This is a genomic window from Pseudomonas sp. ICMP 460 (genome assembly GCF_002723595.1).
Lineage (GTDB): Bacteria > Pseudomonadota > Gammaproteobacteria > Pseudomonadales > Pseudomonadaceae > Aquipseudomonas > Aquipseudomonas kitaguniensis.
This window is the reverse complement of sequence record NZ_LKBR01000007.1, coordinates 89,831-108,274: the sequence shown is the minus strand read 5'-3', so window position 1 is coordinate 108,274 and position 18,444 is coordinate 89,831. Positions and strand designations below refer to the sequence as shown.

Below are 18,444 nucleotides of genomic sequence, written 5' to 3'. Positions count from 1 at the left end.
GCAATGGCTCCTGTCAGCTGTGGGGAGAATCTGTACTAAAGGGAATATTCGGTTCTCGCAGATCCGCCAGTATTCCGCGGCGAATGAGCGGTAACAGGCACAGCGCGGTGCCAATGCCGCCGACCCAGAGTGTCCATTCAAGCCCACAGTATTTGATGATCAATGAAGTCATCACGCTGCCCAGGGGAATGGCGCCCCAGATCATGAAGCGCTGCACTGAATTAACGCGACCGAGCAGGGACAACGGCGTATCGGTCTGCCTCAACGTCAGGGACGTGGGCCCGAACACCCCCTCCCCCAACCCGTGCAACACGCTGGCAGCTATAAGGCCGGCGATCGACCCAGAGGCGCCAAAGACTGCAATCAGAAACAACCCACTGACCGACGTAGCGGCGGCAATTACCAGGGTGCGCGCCATGCCGAAGTGGTTGAGCAACCTCGCGGCGACCAGGTTGGCGATCGGAAAACCGACAGCCGCCGCACCGATGACCAAGCCGATGACGCTGGGCGCAAGCAGCAGGATATCCTTGCAATAAAGCACCAGGCTGGTCTCGATAATCGTCAGAAACAACACATAAACGGCACCACACAAAAAAACCGGTTCGAGCTTGGGATGCGAAAACACGAACTTCAGCCCGGTTTTTATATCCGCCATGATGGATGTGCGTGCGGCGGGGGCATGATCCTGTGCACTTGCCACCGGTGCATCGCCGATAGCACTCAACGTAAGGATCGACACCAGGAACGAGCAGCCGTTGAGAAGAATCGCCATCGGCGGGCCGAACACCGTGATCAAAGGTCCCGCCCCTACTGGCCCCAATGTGCGGGCAATCGACTCGGAGAAAAACAATTTGGCATTGCCCTTCTGCAAGTCGGACGCAGCGCAATAGATTTCCGGCAGGAAGGAGTTGTATGCCACCTGAAAAAACACCGTCGCAATGCCGGCGATCAGGATCAGGCCCATCAGTATCGGGAATGTCAGCATGCCGCCCATGGCCATGAGCGCGACCGTGGCGTAGACCAGCATTTGCACCAGGTCCGCCAGGATCATGGTTTTTCGCTTGGGCAACCGGTCAATCAAGGCGCCGACCGGCAGGCCGAACGCGAGGAACGGTACAAACATTAAAAATGGCAAAAGTACGGCTTGTGCTGCCGATGCGCCCACTGTTTGCACCGCCAGGAACGGCAGCGCGATCACCAGGAACTGATTGCCCAGCAGGCTCAGCGACTGCCCTGACCAGAGCAAATTGAAATTTTTGTGGTCGGTGCGCAGTAACGGATTTTTTCGTTCAGCGTCCATACACCTTCTCCTGACTCAACAAAAGTAACGTCGCTCGAGGCCTGCCGAACGACCCGGCTTATCAACTGGCGATATTTTCAAACAGCCGGGAGGTCAGTTGTTTACCAAACCGAACACCGTCACAACTCAGATTTAACGAGACTCGGTAATCCTGGGATTTTCTAACGTAAATAGGGCAGTCAAATAATTGAACAGCCTGCATCCAGTGCGATGCGAACATTATGTGGGTCATTGGATAAACAGGTGTCTTCTTTAAGAAAAAGATCAAACCAAAACACAATGCCATGCGCCAGCGCATTGGCATCGGCGGTAAACGTCAGTTCTTGATGGGCATCAAAAACAAACGCGTTCTTGAAATCGGCATTATAGAACGCCACCGTGTTACTGACCAACCGATGCGGCCATGTCTGCAAGCGCACAGGAAAATAACCGGCGGTTTGGAAACTATTGAACGCACTGACGTCGAGACCAAAAATATCGTCGTACACATAGTTTAGATTGGCCACCTCCTGACTTGATAACAAGCAGGCATTCAGCTTCACCGATTGAGGAATGATAATGGCGCCGGGACTGAGCAACTCACGTTTTGCGTGAGTCAGCGCGTGACCAAAGCCTTCGCCAAAAAACCCGCAATCAACGGTTTCGGAAATCATAATCTCGATATGACGTGGAAGATCCTCACCCGCTATCAGATCGGTTGACAATTTGTTGATCACGGTAATGCGATGTTCCAGACCATTTACCCGAATTATTTCCTCTGCCTTGGCAGCCACCAGTGGGTTGAACTCACACGTGTAAACATGCTGGGCGCCCTTTCGTGCAATCAGCATCGCCAACAGGCCTGAGCCGGTGCCAATATCAAGTACGGTTTTATTGGTAAAGTCGGTCGCCTCAATGGCATTAAAAAAAGCCTGATTGCGTTGGTGGTCGTTCAACATGGAAAAATGCCAACGGGGGATGGTAGCTATCAACGGATCGTTCTTATTAATGGAGGTCGCGTTAAACACAGGCTCACTGTTATGACTCAACATGCTAAATCTCCGAAGTTTGGCGGTGCGTCCAGTTCAGCGGGATAGATCAGACGTTGTAAATAAGTCGTTCAAAATCTTGAAGCCCGACCCAGACCGTGTTCGCATTTTCCACGAAGGCTATATCCAGGTAGTTAATCCGGCACTTTCTGGTCTTTTTGCCATGCCAGGGGCAGATCACCGACTCAGTGTCTTCAGTGCCATGGGTCAGCGGGCCACCCCGGTGCTGACAGGTCATGTCTTTAAACTTTATCTGCCCCCCTTCATCGCGCTGCATTTGGATGTATTTACCCGCCGTCTTGATAACGGGTGGCGTCTGAGATCGGTCAAAGGCTATAAGTTGCATAGTGGCGATAATCCCCGATAGACAGAATTCGATATTTGCAAAACTCAGACAACACCAACGCACCGTGCAGCCTGTTCTTCGCGATGACCACGCACTCGCCGGGCGAGAGATCGCTGAAACAGTCTGGGCCGTGACAAAACCGCAGCAGGCCTTCATCGACAATACAAAACTCGTCACCATCATGGACGTGCGGAACAGACAACTCGCCCTTGGGCTCGTTGAGGTGGGCCACCGGGATGTTTTCAATGTTTTCCAACACCCTGTGTTTAATGTCCATCGCCAGTTGGCGATAGAGGGGCCGCTTGTTCATCCAGGTGATCTGCGCGCACAGATCATCTTCCATGATCTGCTGGAGCAAGCAGGACATTTCAATGCCACGCACAAACTCGGGATACACCGACGGCCCGTAACGTTCCGCCAGCGGCAGCAGAATTTCATTCAGGGTCATTGAACCGTGGAAATCGTCGATATGCACATGTTCGGTGTAATAGCGCGCGTCCACATCGGGAAAGTGTTGCAAGAGCAAATTCCTGACGCTGCCGCAATAAGGTCCGAAGGAGTTTTCTGCATACGTTATTGCGCCGACGTATTCAAAAAAGCACTCCGGGCTTCGCGTCAACTTATGAAAGTAATTATTATTGAGCAGCGAGGACGTCAGGTAGAAATTCCAATAGGCGTGGGAATTATCCAGCATGCCAATGGATTTCAGTGTCGCCTTGAATAACGTACTGTGCTTGGTCGCGTGTTTACCGTAACCGAACTCATCGAGCAATACGCGGAACACTGCAGATTGCGCGTCGCCATAATCACCCTTTGCAAACCGCGCCATGTGCGAAGACTCGGGAAGGAAATCCACAGCGTGTTGCATCAGTAACAGCTTCAGCATCAGTTGCGGATCACTGGCACTTTGAATCAGGCTCAAAGAATCGTGTACGGCTTCACCGCGGGGTTCCAGCTTTTCGGCGAGAAAGCATTTGAACAGTTCCTTGTTCCATCCCCCGCCAACGTTTACCTGATGCTGTAAATTACCCAGAACCTTCTCTTCGAGCGGAGCAATCAGCTGGTTTGCCAGCGTTCTCAGTGGCGTGGTATAGGCAGCTTTAAGGTCTTGTATAATAGTGTCGGAGGCAGCGGGCAGGTAGAGGAAGTCTTGTTCGTACAGCGCGGTAAGTGTTCGGTTCATCGTCAGCGACGAATAATTGAATAGTGTACTTTGCGTAACACTGTCAAACGTAGTGTAGGGAAAAGCTTGCGGTCGAAGGGGCCGCTTCCAGACAGATTCAGCTTCCACCCAGTCCTCGCCGTCATGGTAAAGTTCTATTTCACCCAAGCGCTTCATTAGAGGTTCAAAGTCTTCAGTTACCGGCATATCCATTGCATCACTCCCAAATGATTAGGTTTATCGATAGAACCAAAACATTTATCGCTCGGCCTATCGCATGTTGGCGACGCAATAGCCTTGCACCGCGCGTCAGCACTATGGGAGCAGCGAGCGGCAGGGTCAAAATATTGCAAAATATTTCTGGAAAAACTCTGTTTCTTGCTTTTATATCTTTTTATATTTGAATTTTTTCACACACCACGAAAAATGCATCTATCCTGTACGGTGCCCTACTACACACTTTTAGCGTGCGCAAAAATGAAACTTGCATGCCATTACTTAACAACAAGGGCCGGCAAAGTTTCATGCCATATCAATGAAGTCGCGGACACAGCGATAGCTAAAGGATTATATTTTTGCGGTATTACCCAGCTGTGCCAAATGGCCTTCAGTTGTCAGCTTCCACTCACGGTAACGGGCAGGCATGCACCTGAAGCATGGGCGATAGCCTGCCAATCGGGCGGTCTGTTCATCGATAAAAAATACACGATCCTTCACATACCCGCCTTTGCTCAAGGCTCGCAGTGCAGCCGGGCAGTCCAGGCGCCCGTAGATCCTGCTTTTTTTATGCCCGCCAAACTGTCCCGGCGTGTGACTGAGGGCAAGCTTGCCGTGGGCGTCCATGATCTTCCAACGCTTCATTACGCGCTCTACCCCGTTCAGTGCCAGCACGCAAGATCAGCCCATACCCACGGCTCGGCTCATCCGCCAACGTGTGCAGCATGCATGCCCTTCTCACGCTCAATTAACGTGCGCTTACGCTCCACCCCCCAACGGTAGCCAGACAATGATCCGTCACTGCGCACTACGCGATGACACGGAATCGCCACCGCCAGCTTATTGGCCCCGCACGCGTTAGCCACTGCACGGCTGGCGCTGGGCATGCCTATCCTCGCGGCGACCTGGGCATAGGTCTCGGTCGTGCCTGCAGGAATATCCCTGAGCGCCTGCCACACCCGCTCTTGAAACACGGTGCCACGAATATCCAGCGGAAGCGCAAGGTCTGAACACGGCGATTCGACAAAGCCGACGACGATCGCAACCAGCGCCTCGAACTCGACATCGCCACCGATCAGGTTGGCGTTGGGGAACTGGTCCTGAAAACTCTCCACCAGCGCGTTAGGGTCATCGCCCAATAAAATGGCACAAATGCCGCGCGCGCTTCTGGCCACCAGAATCGAACCCAGCGAGCTTTCGCCCAGTGCGAATTTGATATCCACGTTGGCGCCCCCGGCACGGTACTCGGTTGGCTTCATGCCGAGGATGTTTTGCGACGCTTCATAGAATCGGCTGTTGGAGTTATAGCCGGCCTCATAGAGTGCGTCGGTGATGGTGCCGCTGAGCGAAAGCTGGTCTCTGACGCGCGAACGCAATGAAGCTACGCTGTAGGCTTTCGGCGTCAGGCCTGTGAGTTTCTTAAAGACGCGGTGGAAGTGGAAGCTGCTCATGCCCACCTGTTCGGCCAGGTCGCCCAGGTTGAGCACCGTGTCCGATGTATCGATGAGCCTGCACGCTTCGGCGACGGCCGCGGTGTGCTTCTGGGCGACGGCCGCGGGGTTGCTGCTATCACGTTTGGAGGGGCGAAACCCGGCCCTTTCGGCCTCGGCCGCGGTGTCAAAAAATACGACATTTTCTGGCCGAGGCAGCTTGGTCGGACTGCAGGGCCGGCAATAAACCCCGGTGGTCAGCACTCCGTAGACAAAATCGAGGTTCGCATCAGCCTGGCGGTTTACGAGGATATTCCAGCGCGGATCGTCCTCGGCCCTCAGCAGCGGCTGGGTGGTTTGTTCTTTAAAGCATTCCATGGCAATGCCCCCTCTTCGCAATTTGCACAAGCCTATCGCTTTCGAGCCGCGTTAAAACCCCGAGTCTTGCTTTCAAATTCGCACGCTTGGCCGTCCCATCACTGCGCATCATGGAATATCACCCCAAGGGTAAACCTCTCCCCCGCGCGGACCTCGCTCACGCCGTGCCGCGTAAATACGGAGTAGAAGCCTCTGACTCCCTTCACGGGCCTGCGGTTGACGGCAAAAATCACAGCATCGCCCTTGCGCAACGGCACTACGCTGACCCTGGACTGCATGCGTGGTCGCTGTTCGGTAAGCACGAATTCTCCGCCGCTGAATTCGTCATTGGGCTCAGACAGGAGGATAGCCATCTGTACGGGAAACAGAATGTCGCCATACAGGTCGCGGTGCAGGCAATTGTAGTCACCTGCACCGTAGCGCAGCAGCAGTGGCGTGGGGCGCTCTTGCCGGGCGTCGTGGCACTGGCTTAGAAAGTCTTCATGGCGTTCGGGATAAGGCGGTTCGAGGCCAAGCTTAGTGTTCCAATAGTTGGCCAGTGGAACCAACTGCGGGTAAACACAGGATCTCAATGTGGCGATAATCGACGGCAGCGGGTAGGCGAAGTATTTATATTGGCCTGAACCGAAGCCGTGCCTGCTCATATTGATACACGACCGAAAGATATCCGGTTCGCTGTAGCTCTCGGTAAGGCGCTGGCAGACGTCTGGGTCGAGCAGGTTCTGAATAACGCTAAAGCCGCTGCCGTTTACGCGATGTAGATGCTCGCTCCAGTTTTCGCAAGCGAGCCTTTTTTCCAGTGCCGTGTCGGCCATTGGCATTCCCTTCTGGTAGGCGTGATTGTCAACATACCGCAGGCAATCAACGCGAGCCTCCCGTTTGTTGCTATCAAATTAATCCGCTGAACCGCCCCGGGTTTCCTGGCGGCTCCAACGTTTGCGAGACTGGGGCCAGCTATGAATACTCGCCCTGGGTGTTCTGCTGAAATCCGGGATCGCAGTGTTTTTGCTCTCAACCGGCTTTCGAAGGTGAGCACGTCTTCGTAGCGTTCCGCGATCCCCCCCTGCGCACGAGGTGCGGGCAGAGGCTACAGCGCTTTGCTCCATTGCCTACGGCTGCGTCGGAATCGGCTGGCTTGTCCGCTTGATTGGGCGTCTCTAAGGTCGCTCGGTCGCTGAAAAATCAGTGATCGGGTGACTGTCTTGGGGATCGAACCGATTAGGGCAAGGAGCGCTATGCCTACCGAAATGCTTAAAATAAGTACGCTTGGGGTCAATGGCCGAGATGGCAACGAGGAGCATGCCAAGGCGACAAAGTTGGCACAGGCTGCTTGGGATCGGGCGGTGGCGGCAAACGAACGCAACGATCGGGAAGCTGATGAGCGCTGGGAGAAGGCCCAGAATCAGGACGAAGGTGAGCATAACGGGTACGTTTTTGCGAAGTCTCGCGCACTCCCGGACGGGGTGATGGACCACACAGGTTTTGTGCCTGTGGAGTCGTTAGAGCATTACGGCGCCTATGCGGTGCTTGGTTCCAGGGCAGCGATGGCCGCAGGCGCGCAGGCGCTGGAATGGGTTGGAGGGTCTGTCAGTGCATCGGCCCTGACGGCTCGACTCGGCGGCACGCTGGCGGCGGTTTTACCGAGTGGGCTGGCGATCACGGTGGCGGCACTGATCCCGAACACGACTTCGCCGGACAGCGCGTTTTATTCATCCGCGCACTATGCCGAACTGACCAAAGGCAATACCCGCGTTCGGGTAACGCTCAAGCAATTGCCAGACGGCTCGGTTGACCTGTACGGGTTTTATACCGGCGGCAAAACGGATTGGCAGAGCGTGCCGGTCATCAAAGCCGAGCCCTGCGGCGACCAGTGGGTCGCGGACATGGGCGACGGTGTTGAAATTATTTGGACGCCGGCTGCTGATCCCAATGCCGTGTTGGGGATTCCTGCGCTCGAGGGTGTGACGCTCAAACCTGCGGTCTGGGTGTATCCGCCCGGCCCCAAGGCAGAGCAGATCCTGATTAACCCGGCGTATCCGCCGGATTATCAGGACGCTATTATCTGGTTTCCCAGCCAACCGACGATTGCGCCAATCTACCTGTCGCTGAGCGTGCGTCGGGGTGAGCCGGGAGTGGTGAGTGGGCTCGGTGAAGACGTACCAGGTGAATGGCTTGATCATGCTCGGTCGGGGCTGGGTGCACCGATTCCGACGGGTGTTGCGGATGCATTGCGAGGTCGCAAGTTTTCGAGCTTTGATTCGTTCAGGCGGGCGTTTTGGGTTGCGGTTTCGAGAGATCCGAAGCTAGGTGAACAGTTCACGTCAAAAGAGATGGATCGTATGAGTGTTGGGCGTGCGCCGCGAGCTCGACGGATTGATTGGGCGGGTTCCAGGAATTCGCATGATATCCATCACGTTGAGCCAATTTCTGAGGGTGGAGAAGTCTACAACGTCGATAATTTGCGAGTTAATACGCCAAAAAACCACGTCGATGTACACAAAAATCAAGGGCAAAAAAAATGAGCGATCCGTTTATTAAAAACAGTCTTTCTGATTACACGGAAAAAGAGTTCATCGCGTTCTTGGAGGAGCTTTTCAGGGCGGATGTGGCACCCACTGGTAATCGTGATGATGTGCTGTTGCTGCATCTCGATAAAATCGCTGGTCATCCTGCGAGCTCTGATTTGATTTATTACCCGGAGCCGGGAGCCGATACATCCGCCGAAGGCATCACTAAAACGATCAAGGAATGGCGAGCAGCTAACGGCTTGCCGGGCTTTAAGGAACTTGCAAAAGCATCAAGGCGTTAGAGCATGAGCGATGCATCTATTAAAAACAGCTTTTCGGCTTACTCCGAAGAAGAGTTCATAGGTCTTATCGATGAGATTCGGAAAGAAGATAAAGCGCCTACTGATGAACGTGCGGATGAGCTGCTATTTCATTTCAGGCAGATTATCGGTCATCCCAGCGGAGCAGATTTGATTTATTACCCGGAGCCAGGAGCCGATACATCCGCCGGAGGCATCACCAAGACGATCAAGGAATGGCGAGCGGCTAACGGCTTGCCGGGATTTAAAGCGTGAGGTTTCCCTGAATGCGGTAATTTTTTTGTTTTCGCGTGCGGTAAAATTTCTCCGTGACACAGAAAACACGAGGGCGGCAGGCAAAATCCAAGGCAGATGCCAATTGGTTCCTGGAGCTGACACTTCAAATTCACAAGCGCCGTTTGGTGGCAACTGTGGTGCGTTGAAAGACGTGCTGCGAGTTGATGAAAATACGAATACTGACCCGGTGATGGCTGATAGACATATTGATGGTTTGGAAAGGACGGTGGCGCTCTTTATGACGTTGATAATTTGCGAGTGAACACGCAGAAAAATTACATTGATATCCATCGATAGGAAAACCAATGAAAAAAGCCTTTTCTGAATACACCGAGATCGGATTTATTTCTGAGTTAGATCATTTGATCAATACTTGCAGCACTGCTTCAGATGATGTTCTTGCTGATCTTTTGGAAACGTTCGAAAACGTCACGGGGCATCCAGCAGTATCAGACTTGATTTATTACCCGCAGCCGGGAGCCGATACATCCGCCGAAGGCATCACTAAAACGATCAAGGAATGGCGCGCGGCTAACGGCTTGCCGGGCTTTAAAGCGTGAGATTTCCCTGGAGGCAATATTCCTTTGGTTTTCGTGCGCGGAGAAATTTTTCCATCACACAGAAAACACCAGGATGACAGGCAAAACCCAAGGCAGATGCAGGAAAATCTTTGCCTACACCGCCTGCACGCAGTCAACTGTGAAGCGCCAACGATTTTTCTGAATGAATCCACCTTCTGCCCTGTCTCAAGCACTGATGGCTCCACCACGGAGCTGACCTCAACAGGACATGAGATATGACTCTGCCTCTAAACGTCGTCGCAATCATGAAGGCTAAAACCGGCAAGGAAGCTGAGCTACACAGCTTGCTGCAAGACGCCCTGCCGCACTTCCAGCAAGAGCCCGGCTGCCAAGCGTATGCGCTACTGACTGACCTTGAGGACCCTACGCGCTTCATCTCTTATGAGAGCTGGGACGACGAAGCCGCGCTGCAAGCGCATATGAAAGCGCCCACCTTGACGAACGCCATGCCAGCACTGGAAAAGATCCTCGCGGAGCCCATGCAGCAGTTTCGGTTAAATCAGCTGCCGGGCAGTACGCTCTAGCAGTAATCCGTGCAAAACCGGCATACACGGCACGCGCGCAACGTCACGGGTACAGGCTTGGGGGCACACCCGGCATACGTTGCCGCCGTGGTGAAATGGGTCAAGTGAATTGAAGAAGGGTCAGTGTATGAAATATATCTACATCTTGGTCTTGTCGGCATTGAGCTTGAGCAGCATGGCCGCAGACCGCGGGCTTGATCTACCCAGTTGCAACCTGCAGGAGCAACGCGCATGGGTAGGCAAAACGGGTGGCCAAATCACCGACATCCGGCAAGCCCACATTTCGGAACGTGGCAATGTTTTGATTGCCGATATCAGTACCTCGCGAAAGGCTCGAAAAATTACTGAGGCACAGGCCAAACAGATGTTCAATCGCATAGAAGACATACGATTACAGTCTGACCGTTTTGTGAAGCAGCAGGGGTTCTTGAGTGCAGCGGAGAACGCCAGTTTTGATCGGGACCTGGATGCAATCGCTCAAAAGCTTTGCCAGCCGTAAAAACCTCGCCCCTACCTGCGGCGCGCCCTAAGCCGCCGCACTCTCCCTATTCAGGTTTCTGCCTGGAACGAAACGCCGCCACCTTCATGCGATTACCGCACGTCGACATGCTGCACCAGCGGCGGCGGTGCGATTTACTCAGGTCGTGGAACATCAGAATGCAGTCATGCGCCTCGCACTGGCGAACGAATTCGAATTTTTCGCTCGTGACCAGGCTCACCAAGGCATCGGCCACAGGCCACAGCAGGCTTGCCGGGCTGCCGTCGGTTCGATGAACGCCGAGGCGGAACGCCTGCGCTTGGCCATCCCATTCCAGCCTGCTCACCGGGCGCCCCGCTTCCAGCACCTGATTGATCAAGGTGAGATCGGCTGAGGCGCCTTTCAGTGCAGCATTAACCAAAACCCTCGCACTGTCGCGAAGCGTGCGAGCTTCGGTCAGCAGCCCCTGCTGGACCGTCAGGCCTGCACTCTCAGGCAACAGCCCTGCCAGCTTGAGCCAGCGCGCGACGCTTTGATCATCGGTAAAGCTGTCGTGACGTTGCTCACCCACGCCGTACTCACTGTTGATGAAATCGAGGGCGAGGTTGTCCGCCAAAAAAAGTGGGCTGGAAGAAGTGCTGGTCGGATTCATAGCGCCCTGTAACCAATAAATTAAGTTTGACAGGTTACCAAAAACATACGTAACCTTCAAATTCAACTTTTAAAGGTTACATAAGGAGTCACCATGACCTCTCCCAAATCGATTGCAGCGGCAGGCCTTGCGGTTTCCCTGCTGGCTGGCGGTGCGCAGTCGGCCAACGCGACCAGCGTGGTTCATTACCGCTACGAGCAAGTGGGCGATGTGAAAGTTTTCTACCGTGAGGCGGGCAACCCCGACGCACCGACGGTATTGCTGCTTCACGGCTTCGCTGCCTCATCGTTTATGTTCCGCGAGCTTATTCCGCAACTTGCCGATCGCTATCACGTAATCGCGCCGGACCTGCCGGCGTTTGGCTTCACCGAAGCGCCTGCCCGGGGCGAGTACGCCTACACCTTCACTCAATTGGCGAAGACCATCGGCCAGTTCACCGAACAGCTCAAGCTGGGTAAATACGCGCTGATGGTTCACGACTACGGCGCCCCCGTGGGATGGCGCCTCGCTGTGGCCCATCCTGATCGGGTGACCGCGATCATTTCTCAGAACGGTAACGCCTACGAGGAAGGCTTGGGCGATAGCTGGGCGCCTATCCAAACGTACTGGCACGCACCGACGCAGCAGAACCGCGACGCGCTCAAAGACTTCCCGACACCGGCCTCGATCAAGTGGCAATACCTTGAAGGGGTTGCCGACCAAAGCTCGGTTTCACCCGATGGCTACACGTTGGAAGGGCTTCAAATATCGCGGCCTGGCAATGCCGACATTCAGCTCGACCTGGTGTTGGATTACGCCTCGAACGTAGCAATGTACCCGGCCTTCCAGGCCTACTTTCGCAAGTACCAACCACCGCTGCTGGCGGTGTGGGGCAAGAACGATCCGTTCTTCCTTCCGGCCGGGGCCGAGGCGTGGAAGCGCGACCTGCCGAAGGCGGACATTCGCTTCTACGACACCGGGCATTTCGCGCTCGAAACCCACGGCAAGCAAATCATTCCGGTGATCCGTGAGTTTCTGGACAAGAACATCAAGTAGCGGCAAGGCTTCAGCGGTGGGGCAAGTTCGCGGCTCAACCCACCTGTTTTGCGGGAACATCAGCGGCAGCGCAGTGGACTAAATGGAAGCACTTCTGCCGCTGCCCCAACAGGAATGAAACCGATGCATATTCTTCACATCGCCAGCTCTCCACGCGGGGAGCGCTCCGCTTCCCTGAAATTGGCCTCGCGCTATCTTGAGACCGTAACCTCACTTCATCCCGACGCCAGCATCGATGTGCTGGACGTTTGGACCACCGATCTGTTGCCCTTCGACGGCCCTGCCCTGAATGCCAAATATGCAGACCTGCAAGGCGTGCCAATGAGCGCTGAGCAAGAGGCTGTGTGGAAACAGATTCATGCGTTGGGCGAGCGCTTCCACCGAGCCGACGTCATTGTTTTCAGCGTGCCGATGTGGAACTTCGGTATTCCCTACCGCCTTAAGCATTTGATTGACGCGGTGTCACAGCGCGGCGTGCTGTTCGATTTCGATGCCCAAGGCATGAAGGGTCTGCTTAAAGGCAAGCAGGTGGTGGTGTTCGCCACCCGCGGCGTAGCGCTGGGGGAAGACTACCCAACCGACGCCTACGATCATCAGGTCGCTTACCTCAAAACCTGGGCACGGATGGTGGGTATTCCGGCGATCAGCGCGGTGCTGTCGGAAGCAACGCTCGGGGAGGCTGCGACGGCAGACGCCAATTTTACCGCAGCGCTGGACGAAGCCTCGAAGCTGGCCAGCGAACGGGTGTGAATTGGAGCGATAAGCGCTACCTAACAAATGTTAGGTAGCCTATTGACGAGCGCCCTTCGAAGCCCTATGGTTTGCCTACCTAACAAACGTTAGGTTTGATTTCGCTCACTCCAGGAGATGGTCATGAATTCGAAATTGCAGCTGTTTACCTCCCCGTCGGCATTCCCCAACCCTCAGCGGCTGCGTTTGTTCATGCATGAAAAAGGGATCGCCGATCAGTTCGATGAAATCATCTATGACATGGCGCCGGGTGGGGAGCAACGTGGCTGGCGCCATCTGAACATGAACCCATGGGGTGAAACACCGACCCTGCAACTGGCAGACGGCGGCTTTATTTCAGAAACGCCGGCCATCGTGCGCTTTCTCGATCAGTCTTACCCTGGCCGCAAGATCATGGGTGATGACGCCCTGCAGCAGGGGCTCGACAACATGTGGGATAACCGCATTTGGGTGCACATTCTTTATCGCATCGTTACGGCGTTTCATGTGCTGCACACGGGGCTCGGGTTCAAGCTCGAACTGACCAAAAATGAGGCATGGGGTGAGCACTGCCGCAAGGAGGCACTCACCCACGCGGCATTGGTCAATCGTCATTTGGCGGATGGTCGCGAATGGCTTTTGGGCGGCGCGGAGCCTACGTTCTCCGATATCACGCTGGCAACCGCCATCGCCTTCTCCAAGTTCCCGGTCAACGCCACCCCGCTGGATGAGCGTTTCGAGCATCTGGACGCTTACTGGAAGCGCTGGCAGCAACGGCCGAGCTTTCAAGCGGCGTACGCTGATCGCAGCAGTGGCATACCCGAACTGGATTCGCCCAGCGTTTAATGCCTGATCAGGCGCCGGGGCGGCCAGCACACGGTGGTCTCGGCGCGATATGACATCGGTTCTACGCGCCCCGACCGTGCCTGCCTAACCTATGTTAGTTTTTTGCTTTAACATACGCTGCTTCCTCAGAAACTCGCCCGAAGTGCGAAAGGCACGACAATGAGCACCAACGCCCGAGAAGCCATACTCACGGCCGCCAGGAACATCGCCCAGTCACAGGGTTACAACGGCCTGAATTTTCGCGACCTTGCGCAAGAAGTTGGCATCAAGCCAGCCAGCATTTATTACCACTTCGCAAGCAAGGCCGATTTGGGTGTCGCTGTTGCCAAACGCTATTGGGAGGACGGCGCCGCTGCGCTTGAAACCATCTCTGAGCAAACCCCGAACGCCATCGAAGCCCTTCACCGATTCCCCGAGATTTTTCGTCGCTCGCTTGAAGCGGATAATCGCCTGTGCCTGGGCAGTTTCGTCGGGGCTGAAACCGATAGTTTACCCCCCGAAATGTCCCACGAGATTCAAACATTTACCCAGGTCAATGTGGACTGGTTGAGCAGGCTACTGGTCGCGGCAAGCGTCTGCGAACCGGCTGAGAGCGACGCCCGCGCGCGCGCTATTTTTTCCGCCGTGGCGGGCGCTCAGCTCATCGCGCGCAGCAGGTCGGACATCGCGCTGTTCGATACATTGATTGATGCGTACCGTGCGTATGGGCCGCTGCCTGCGTAATTGACAGCTGCCTGATTCAGACGTTTGTTGAACCAGCCGTTCGCCTACCTCAATAACTCAGCATCACTACATTACTTGGTAATGTCGACTCCTGGCTGAAGGCGGTGGTTCGAGCCCGCCTACCTTCGACCAGCTATTACTGCCAAAAGAATAAGGGAAGAATCTCATGGCAACATCTGAAGAACGGCAACAGGCTTGGGAAAAATTTTTGCAGCGTTGGCCTCGCCAGGCGCTGAATAATTTGACGCCAAGTACTTATAACAAGAGCGGTGATCAGGACACGTTTACCTATTGGTTAGAATTTGGTCTGGGGCGGCTGCTTGGTTCAATAAAAGGCGGTGATTCCTCCAAGCTGGGCCTGTACGAGCGTAAAAATGAGCCAAAGGGGCCGCGAGCTCATGTGCAGGCGGGCGAGGTGTACTCATGGAAAAAGAAGTACGGAGCTTCTGCTGATGAGGCTTTTAGAAATATTCATTCAAGAATCATCGAGGTTGCGAACGCAGCCTGGAAAGGAGAATTGTCGCTCGTTCAAGAGATTGATTTGGAGCATGTGCTGAAGTGGAAGATCGCTTTCATATATCAGGATGTCAATACCCCTTGCGTGTTGCCGATTTACAAATACAAAAGCCTGAGCGCAATTGCTGGTGAGGCTGATAAGCAGGTTGCTCAGGCTGATCTCTATACACGTTTGCTGGAACAACGTGGTGAGAAACCCGTTTTGGCTTATGGATTTGATTTGTGGGACTCCTTGGAGGAAGTGCCTGATGACGAGGAAGCGACTGATGCATGGGAGATTGCAGGCCAAACCAAGGAAGAAGCGTTTAAGCCACCGTTAAATCAAATACTTTTTGGCCCTCCTGGTACAGGTAAAACCTACAACGCCATCAACCAGACGCTGGCTATCTTGGCGCCAGAGTTCCTAGCGCAGAACAGTGGCGATGGCCCTGAGTCTCGCAAACGTTTGAAGACCGAGTTCGACCGGTTCGCGGCGGCTGACCGCGTGCGCTTTGTAACCTTTCATCAGAGCTTCAGCTATGAGGATTTCGTTGAAGGGTTGCGGGCTTTGCCACCTAACAGCGAGGGCAACCCCAGCGATTCATTGGCTTACGACGTGGCAAAGGGCGTCTTTGTGCAGTTGTGCCTTGATGCACGCAGCGATCCAGTTCTGGAGCAGAAGCTTGGGTTGAAGAAAGACCCGACCATCTGGAAAATTTCCATTGAGGAGGCGAGCGGTGACGGGCGAACCAGGCGCTACTGTTTCCAGCACGGCGAAGCGCGTATCGGTTGGCATAAGGTCGGTGATATTCGGCAGGCCGATCTTGCCGATCCTTCGCTCAAGCTGGGTAGCAATGATCAAAGTTCACTATCCAGCTTCGGAAGAGAAATTGAAGAGGGCGATGTGTTGGTCTGCCTCGGCACCCGCAAGAGTATTTGCGGGGTTGGCGTGGTGTCTGGGGAGTATGAATACAACCCAGCTGTGCCAGAGGGGGTTCGCAAGGACTACGTGCAGCGTCTCCCGGTCAACTGGCTGCTGAGCGATATTGACTTCGACATCACTGCACTCAATGGCGGTCGTGGTTTGACACTGAAAACTGTGTATCCCATGAGTCGTATCAGTTGGCCTGAATTACAGCAGGGGCTACAGCAGGCTGGCTTCAGTCTTACCAGCGAGCCTAAGAAGCCAGCGACTGCGGAAAAACTGCCTTATGTGTTGATTATCGATGAGATAAACCGAGGCAACATCTCGCGTATTTTTGGCGAGTTGATCACTCTGATCGAGCCGTCCAAGCGTGCGGGTGCCGCAGAAGCGCTCGAGGTAGTGCTGCCTTATTCGAGACGGCATTTCAGCGTACCGGATAATGTCTACCTGATCGGCACCATGAATACCGCAGACCGCTCTCTCGCGGGGCTGGATATTGCGCTGCGCCGGCGCTTTGCTTTCCGCGAGATGCCGCCTCAACCGAAATTGCTGGATTGCATTGAGGTGGCTGGGGTGAATATCGGCCAACTGCTGCGCGTGATGAACCAGCGCATTGAGGTTCTACTCGATCGTGAGCACTGCCTGGGTCACGCTTACTTTATTCCGCTGAAAGAAGAAGGCTTGGAAGACGGCGACTTGCTGGTGAAACTTGAGCTGATCTTTCGCAACCAGATTCTGCCGCTGCTGCAAGAGTACTTCTTCGAGGATTGGCAAAGGATCCAGTGGGTCCTCAATGACCATCGCAAGCCGAAGCCTGACCGCTTTACGAAGCGAGACGTGCAAGATGTAACGGCATTGTTCGGCACGATCAACTTACCGGCTCAAGTTGGAGGGTGGCGGATCAACGAGGCGGCGTTCAAGCGGCCGTCGGCCTATGCCGGGGTCATCGCAGTCAATGCTGGAGCAGAAGTGCCGTCAGCCGACCATGATGAGGTGGACGCGTGAGCGCACCCGTAACCGTGCGTGAGTACGCTCACCTGACCACGGCAGCGGTCGCGCCCGGCAACCCCGACCGGGCGCAGATTTCCGCAAGTGCCTTCGACTGGCTCTGCGAGCTTAGCGCAGGCTTCAGACGCAATGGTGCCACGCTGTTGCATGTGGAAGGGCGCTGTGAGCTTAAGTGGGATTCATACGTGGGCGTTCTGGAAACACCTTGCGGAACGCGTCTGGAGATTCTGCCCAAGCACCATGAGCGGGGAGCGTGTGAACATAAGAGCCGCGCGTTGCTGCGCAAGTTGATTCAGAACGCTTTGCAACTGAAGCCCCGCGAGACCTCTATGGCGAGCCTCGAACTGTTCGATAAGTCACTCAGCGAATGGGTGATGGGGCAATTTCTCGGTGAGCTGGATCTACTGATCAAGCGTGGCATGCGCTTCGATTACCAGCGCATCGAAGAAGAGCAGCGTTTTCTGCGTGGCCAGCTCGATGTGGTGGCGCAGATGCGTCAACCGCCTGGACGCCAACACCGGTTTCAGATTCGCCACGATGTATTCCTTCCGGACCGCGCTGAAAATCGCTTGCTCAAGCTGGCGCTGGAGCAAGTCGCCAAGAGTACGCGCGATGCCGACAACTGGCGCCTGGCCCATGAGCTGCGCGTAATGGTGTCGGAGGTTCCTGCCAGTCGATATGTAGGCCAGGATTTACGCGCATGGAGCCATGACCGATTGATGGCGCATTACCAGGCGATCAAGCCGTGGTGCGAACTTATCCTCAACCAGCAGATGCCAATTGCTGTAAACGGCCAATGGCGCGGCATGAGTTTGCTGTTTCCGATGGAAAAGCTATTCGAACAGTACGTGGAGGGCTGGCTGCGCCGCTGCCTCGTTCCTGGCGCGCGTCTTACGCCGCAGCCTTCCCGACATAGCCTCTGCAAGCACAATGACACGGCGATGTTCCGCCTGAAGCCGGACCTGCTGCTGGAGCTGGGTCAGTACGCCTGGGTACTGGATACTAAATGGAAGCGTTTGGATGAAAACGATAGCCAAAACAAGTACGGCCTTAGCCAGGCAGACTTCTATCAGCTGTTTGCCTATGGTCAGAGGTATCTGGCTGGACGGGGTGAGTTAGCGTTGATCTATCCACGTACAGCTCAATTCTCGCAGCCTTTACCCCCCTTTGATTTCAGCCCCGAGCTTAAGCTATGGGTGTTGCCGTTTGATCTGGATGAAGACGTACTTTTGGCAGGCAATGAAGTGGCTTTCACTCGCTGCCTGAGTCAGGCCGACTAGGAATGGCCGCGCTTGGCGCAACAGGAGGTGAGGTGCATGAGTGAACATGGGCCCATTGAGCAGTTCAGCCTCGGCCGGACGACAGCTAGGTTAAAGGCAACTCTCATGCAGCTGTGAATAGAGGTCGCACTTGGGGATAGAACGCCCTCTTGAACGGCAACACTCGGCCACCGCCTCAGGGTGCTCCCATCTAACTAGCGGCAAC

At 54.9% G+C, this 18,444-nt stretch carries 20 protein-coding genes and 1 pseudogene; 13 read left to right on the top strand and 8 right to left on the bottom strand.

Features of this window, described 5'->3' with window-relative positions:
- Nucleotides 1-13: 13 nt before the first annotated feature.
- The 7 genes from AO240_RS07345 to AO240_RS07315 form a co-directional block, all read right to left on the bottom strand.
- Nucleotides 14-1,300: an MFS transporter gene (locus AO240_RS07345; protein ID WP_099235812.1), complete on the bottom strand. Its 1,287-nt coding sequence runs from the start codon at nt 1,298-1,300 to the stop codon at nt 14-16.
- Nucleotides 1,301-1,479: 179 nt separating this feature from the next.
- Complete coding sequence (locus AO240_RS07340; RefSeq protein WP_099235810.1) at nt 1,480-2,331, bottom strand: 50S ribosomal protein L11 methyltransferase; 852 nt, start codon at nt 2,329-2,331, stop codon at nt 1,480-1,482.
- A 46-nt stretch (nt 2,332-2,377) separates the two neighbouring features.
- Nucleotides 2,378-2,674, bottom strand: a complete 297-nt coding sequence (locus AO240_RS07335; protein WP_099235808.1) for a Rieske 2Fe-2S domain-containing protein — start codon at nt 2,672-2,674, stop codon at nt 2,378-2,380.
- Complete coding sequence (locus tag AO240_RS07330; protein ID WP_256585880.1) at nt 2,655-4,049, bottom strand: iron-containing redox enzyme family protein; 1,395 nt, start codon at nt 4,047-4,049, stop codon at nt 2,655-2,657. Before AO240_RS07330 ends, AO240_RS07335 begins: the two co-directional genes overlap by 20 nt.
- Nucleotides 4,050-4,403: 354 nt before the next feature.
- Nucleotides 4,404-4,679, bottom strand: coding sequence for an Ada metal-binding domain-containing protein (locus AO240_RS07325; RefSeq protein WP_371918602.1), 276 nt, complete (start codon nt 4,677-4,679; stop codon nt 4,404-4,406).
- 77 nt (nt 4,680-4,756) lie between these two features.
- On the bottom strand, nt 4,757-5,860 hold the full coding sequence (ada, locus tag AO240_RS07320; RefSeq protein WP_099235804.1) for a bifunctional DNA-binding transcriptional regulator/O6-methylguanine-DNA methyltransferase Ada: 1,104 nt from the start codon (nt 5,858-5,860) through the stop codon (nt 4,757-4,759).
- 98 nt (nt 5,861-5,958) lie between these two features.
- Entirely contained in the window at nt 5,959-6,675 is a 717-nt protein-coding gene (locus AO240_RS07315; RefSeq protein ID WP_099235803.1) for a 2OG-Fe(II) oxygenase, read from the bottom strand.
- Nucleotides 6,676-7,095: 420 nt separating this feature from the next.
- On the opposite strand from AO240_RS07315, the gene AO240_RS07310 reads away from it, so the two are divergent.
- From AO240_RS07310 to AO240_RS07285, 7 genes and pseudogenes are all read left to right on the top strand, one after another.
- Nucleotides 7,096-8,382 (top strand): S-type pyocin domain-containing protein, encoded by a 1,287-nt coding sequence (locus AO240_RS07310; protein WP_256585879.1) that lies wholly within the window; start codon nt 7,096-7,098, stop codon nt 8,380-8,382.
- Nucleotides 8,379-8,669: a bacteriocin immunity protein gene (locus AO240_RS07305; RefSeq protein WP_099235802.1), complete on the top strand. Its 291-nt coding sequence runs from the start codon at nt 8,379-8,381 to the stop codon at nt 8,667-8,669. Before AO240_RS07310 ends, AO240_RS07305 begins: the two co-directional genes overlap by 4 nt.
- Nucleotides 8,670-8,672: 3 nt before the next feature.
- Nucleotides 8,673-8,942: a bacteriocin immunity protein gene (locus AO240_RS07300; protein ID WP_099235800.1), complete on the top strand. Its 270-nt coding sequence runs from the start codon at nt 8,673-8,675 to the stop codon at nt 8,940-8,942.
- 249 nt (nt 8,943-9,191) lie between these two features.
- Nucleotides 9,192-9,260, top strand: a pseudogene (locus tag AO240_RS29260) (HNH endonuclease); the annotation flags it as partial.
- 8 nt (nt 9,261-9,268) lie between these two features.
- Nucleotides 9,269-9,523 (top strand): bacteriocin immunity protein, encoded by a 255-nt coding sequence (locus AO240_RS07295; protein WP_099235798.1) that lies wholly within the window; start codon nt 9,269-9,271, stop codon nt 9,521-9,523.
- Between the two features lie 236 nt (nt 9,524-9,759).
- Nucleotides 9,760-10,068 (top strand): putative quinol monooxygenase, encoded by a 309-nt coding sequence (locus AO240_RS07290; protein ID WP_099235796.1) that lies wholly within the window; start codon nt 9,760-9,762, stop codon nt 10,066-10,068.
- A 127-nt stretch (nt 10,069-10,195) separates the two neighbouring features.
- Nucleotides 10,196-10,567 (top strand): hypothetical protein, encoded by a 372-nt coding sequence (locus AO240_RS07285; protein WP_099235795.1) that lies wholly within the window; start codon nt 10,196-10,198, stop codon nt 10,565-10,567.
- Nucleotides 10,568-10,613: 46 nt separating this feature from the next.
- Here the strand turns inward: AO240_RS07285 and AO240_RS07280 are convergent, their stop codons facing one another.
- A complete protein-coding gene (locus AO240_RS07280) occupies nt 10,614-11,198 on the bottom strand; it encodes an ABATE domain-containing protein (protein ID WP_099235793.1) in 585 nt (194 codons plus the stop codon).
- 93 nt (nt 11,199-11,291) lie between these two features.
- Here AO240_RS07280 and AO240_RS07275 point away from each other — a divergent pair, with 93 nt between their 5' ends.
- The 6 genes from AO240_RS07275 (at nt 11,292) to AO240_RS07250 (ending at nt 18,239) form a co-directional block, all read left to right on the top strand.
- Nucleotides 11,292-12,233 (top strand): alpha/beta fold hydrolase, encoded by a 942-nt coding sequence (locus AO240_RS07275; RefSeq protein ID WP_099235792.1) that lies wholly within the window; start codon nt 11,292-11,294, stop codon nt 12,231-12,233.
- A gap of 123 nt (nt 12,234-12,356) precedes the next feature.
- Nucleotides 12,357-12,983 carry an FMN-dependent NADH-azoreductase gene (locus AO240_RS07270; RefSeq protein ID WP_058411908.1) on the top strand — a complete coding sequence of 209 codons (627 nt, stop codon included), beginning with the start codon at nt 12,357-12,359 and terminating at the stop codon, nt 12,981-12,983.
- 123 nt (nt 12,984-13,106) lie between these two features.
- Nucleotides 13,107-13,808 (top strand): glutathione S-transferase family protein, encoded by a 702-nt coding sequence (locus tag AO240_RS07265; protein WP_099235790.1) that lies wholly within the window; start codon nt 13,107-13,109, stop codon nt 13,806-13,808.
- A gap of 159 nt (nt 13,809-13,967) precedes the next feature.
- Nucleotides 13,968-14,531 (top strand): TetR/AcrR family transcriptional regulator, encoded by a 564-nt coding sequence (locus tag AO240_RS07260; protein WP_099235788.1) that lies wholly within the window; start codon nt 13,968-13,970, stop codon nt 14,529-14,531.
- Between the two features lie 166 nt (nt 14,532-14,697).
- Nucleotides 14,698-16,956 carry an AAA family ATPase gene (locus AO240_RS28875; RefSeq protein WP_256585878.1) on the top strand — a complete coding sequence of 753 codons (2,259 nt, stop codon included), beginning with the start codon at nt 14,698-14,700 and terminating at the stop codon, nt 16,954-16,956.
- Nucleotides 16,953-18,239, top strand: coding sequence for an McrC family protein (locus AO240_RS07250; protein ID WP_099235786.1), 1,287 nt, complete (start codon nt 16,953-16,955; stop codon nt 18,237-18,239). The genes AO240_RS28875 and AO240_RS07250 overlap by 4 nt, the downstream gene beginning before the upstream one ends.
- Nucleotides 18,240-18,444: the final 205 nt, after the last annotated feature.

Excerpts from the sequence above, each read along its gene's own strand:
- AO240_RS07345 (WP_099235812.1), bottom strand. The coding sequence starts at position 1,300 with ATGGACGCTGAACGAAAAAATCCGTTACTGCGCACCGACCACAAAAAT.
- AO240_RS07340 (WP_099235810.1), bottom strand. The coding sequence starts at position 2,331 with ATGTTGAGTCATAACAGTGAGCCTGTGTTTAACGCGACCTCCATTAAT.
- AO240_RS07335 (WP_099235808.1), bottom strand. The coding sequence starts at position 2,674 with ATGCAACTTATAGCCTTTGACCGATCTCAGACGCCACCCGTTATCAAG.
- AO240_RS07330 (WP_256585880.1), bottom strand. The coding sequence starts at position 4,049 with ATGGATATGCCGGTAACTGAAGACTTTGAACCTCTAATGAAGCGCTTG.
- AO240_RS07325 (WP_371918602.1), bottom strand. The coding sequence starts at position 4,679 with ATGGACGCCCACGGCAAGCTTGCCCTCAGTCACACGCCGGGACAGTTT.
- ada (WP_099235804.1), bottom strand. The coding sequence starts at position 5,860 with ATGGAATGCTTTAAAGAACAAACCACCCAGCCGCTGCTGAGGGCCGAG.
- AO240_RS07315 (WP_099235803.1), bottom strand. The coding sequence starts at position 6,675 with ATGGCCGACACGGCACTGGAAAAAAGGCTCGCTTGCGAAAACTGGAGC.
- AO240_RS07310 (WP_256585879.1), top strand. The coding sequence starts at position 7,096 with ATGCCTACCGAAATGCTTAAAATAAGTACGCTTGGGGTCAATGGCCGA.
- AO240_RS07305 (WP_099235802.1), top strand. The coding sequence starts at position 8,379 with ATGAGCGATCCGTTTATTAAAAACAGTCTTTCTGATTACACGGAAAAA.
- AO240_RS07300 (WP_099235800.1), top strand. The coding sequence starts at position 8,673 with ATGAGCGATGCATCTATTAAAAACAGCTTTTCGGCTTACTCCGAAGAA.
- AO240_RS07295 (WP_099235798.1), top strand. The coding sequence starts at position 9,269 with ATGAAAAAAGCCTTTTCTGAATACACCGAGATCGGATTTATTTCTGAG.
- AO240_RS07290 (WP_099235796.1), top strand. The coding sequence starts at position 9,760 with ATGACTCTGCCTCTAAACGTCGTCGCAATCATGAAGGCTAAAACCGGC.
- AO240_RS07285 (WP_099235795.1), top strand. The coding sequence starts at position 10,196 with ATGAAATATATCTACATCTTGGTCTTGTCGGCATTGAGCTTGAGCAGC.
- AO240_RS07280 (WP_099235793.1), bottom strand. The coding sequence starts at position 11,198 with ATGAATCCGACCAGCACTTCTTCCAGCCCACTTTTTTTGGCGGACAAC.
- AO240_RS07275 (WP_099235792.1), top strand. The coding sequence starts at position 11,292 with ATGACCTCTCCCAAATCGATTGCAGCGGCAGGCCTTGCGGTTTCCCTG.
- AO240_RS07270 (WP_058411908.1), top strand. The coding sequence starts at position 12,357 with ATGCATATTCTTCACATCGCCAGCTCTCCACGCGGGGAGCGCTCCGCT.
- AO240_RS07265 (WP_099235790.1), top strand. The coding sequence starts at position 13,107 with ATGAATTCGAAATTGCAGCTGTTTACCTCCCCGTCGGCATTCCCCAAC.
- AO240_RS07260 (WP_099235788.1), top strand. The coding sequence starts at position 13,968 with ATGAGCACCAACGCCCGAGAAGCCATACTCACGGCCGCCAGGAACATC.
- AO240_RS28875 (WP_256585878.1), top strand. The coding sequence starts at position 14,698 with ATGGCAACATCTGAAGAACGGCAACAGGCTTGGGAAAAATTTTTGCAG.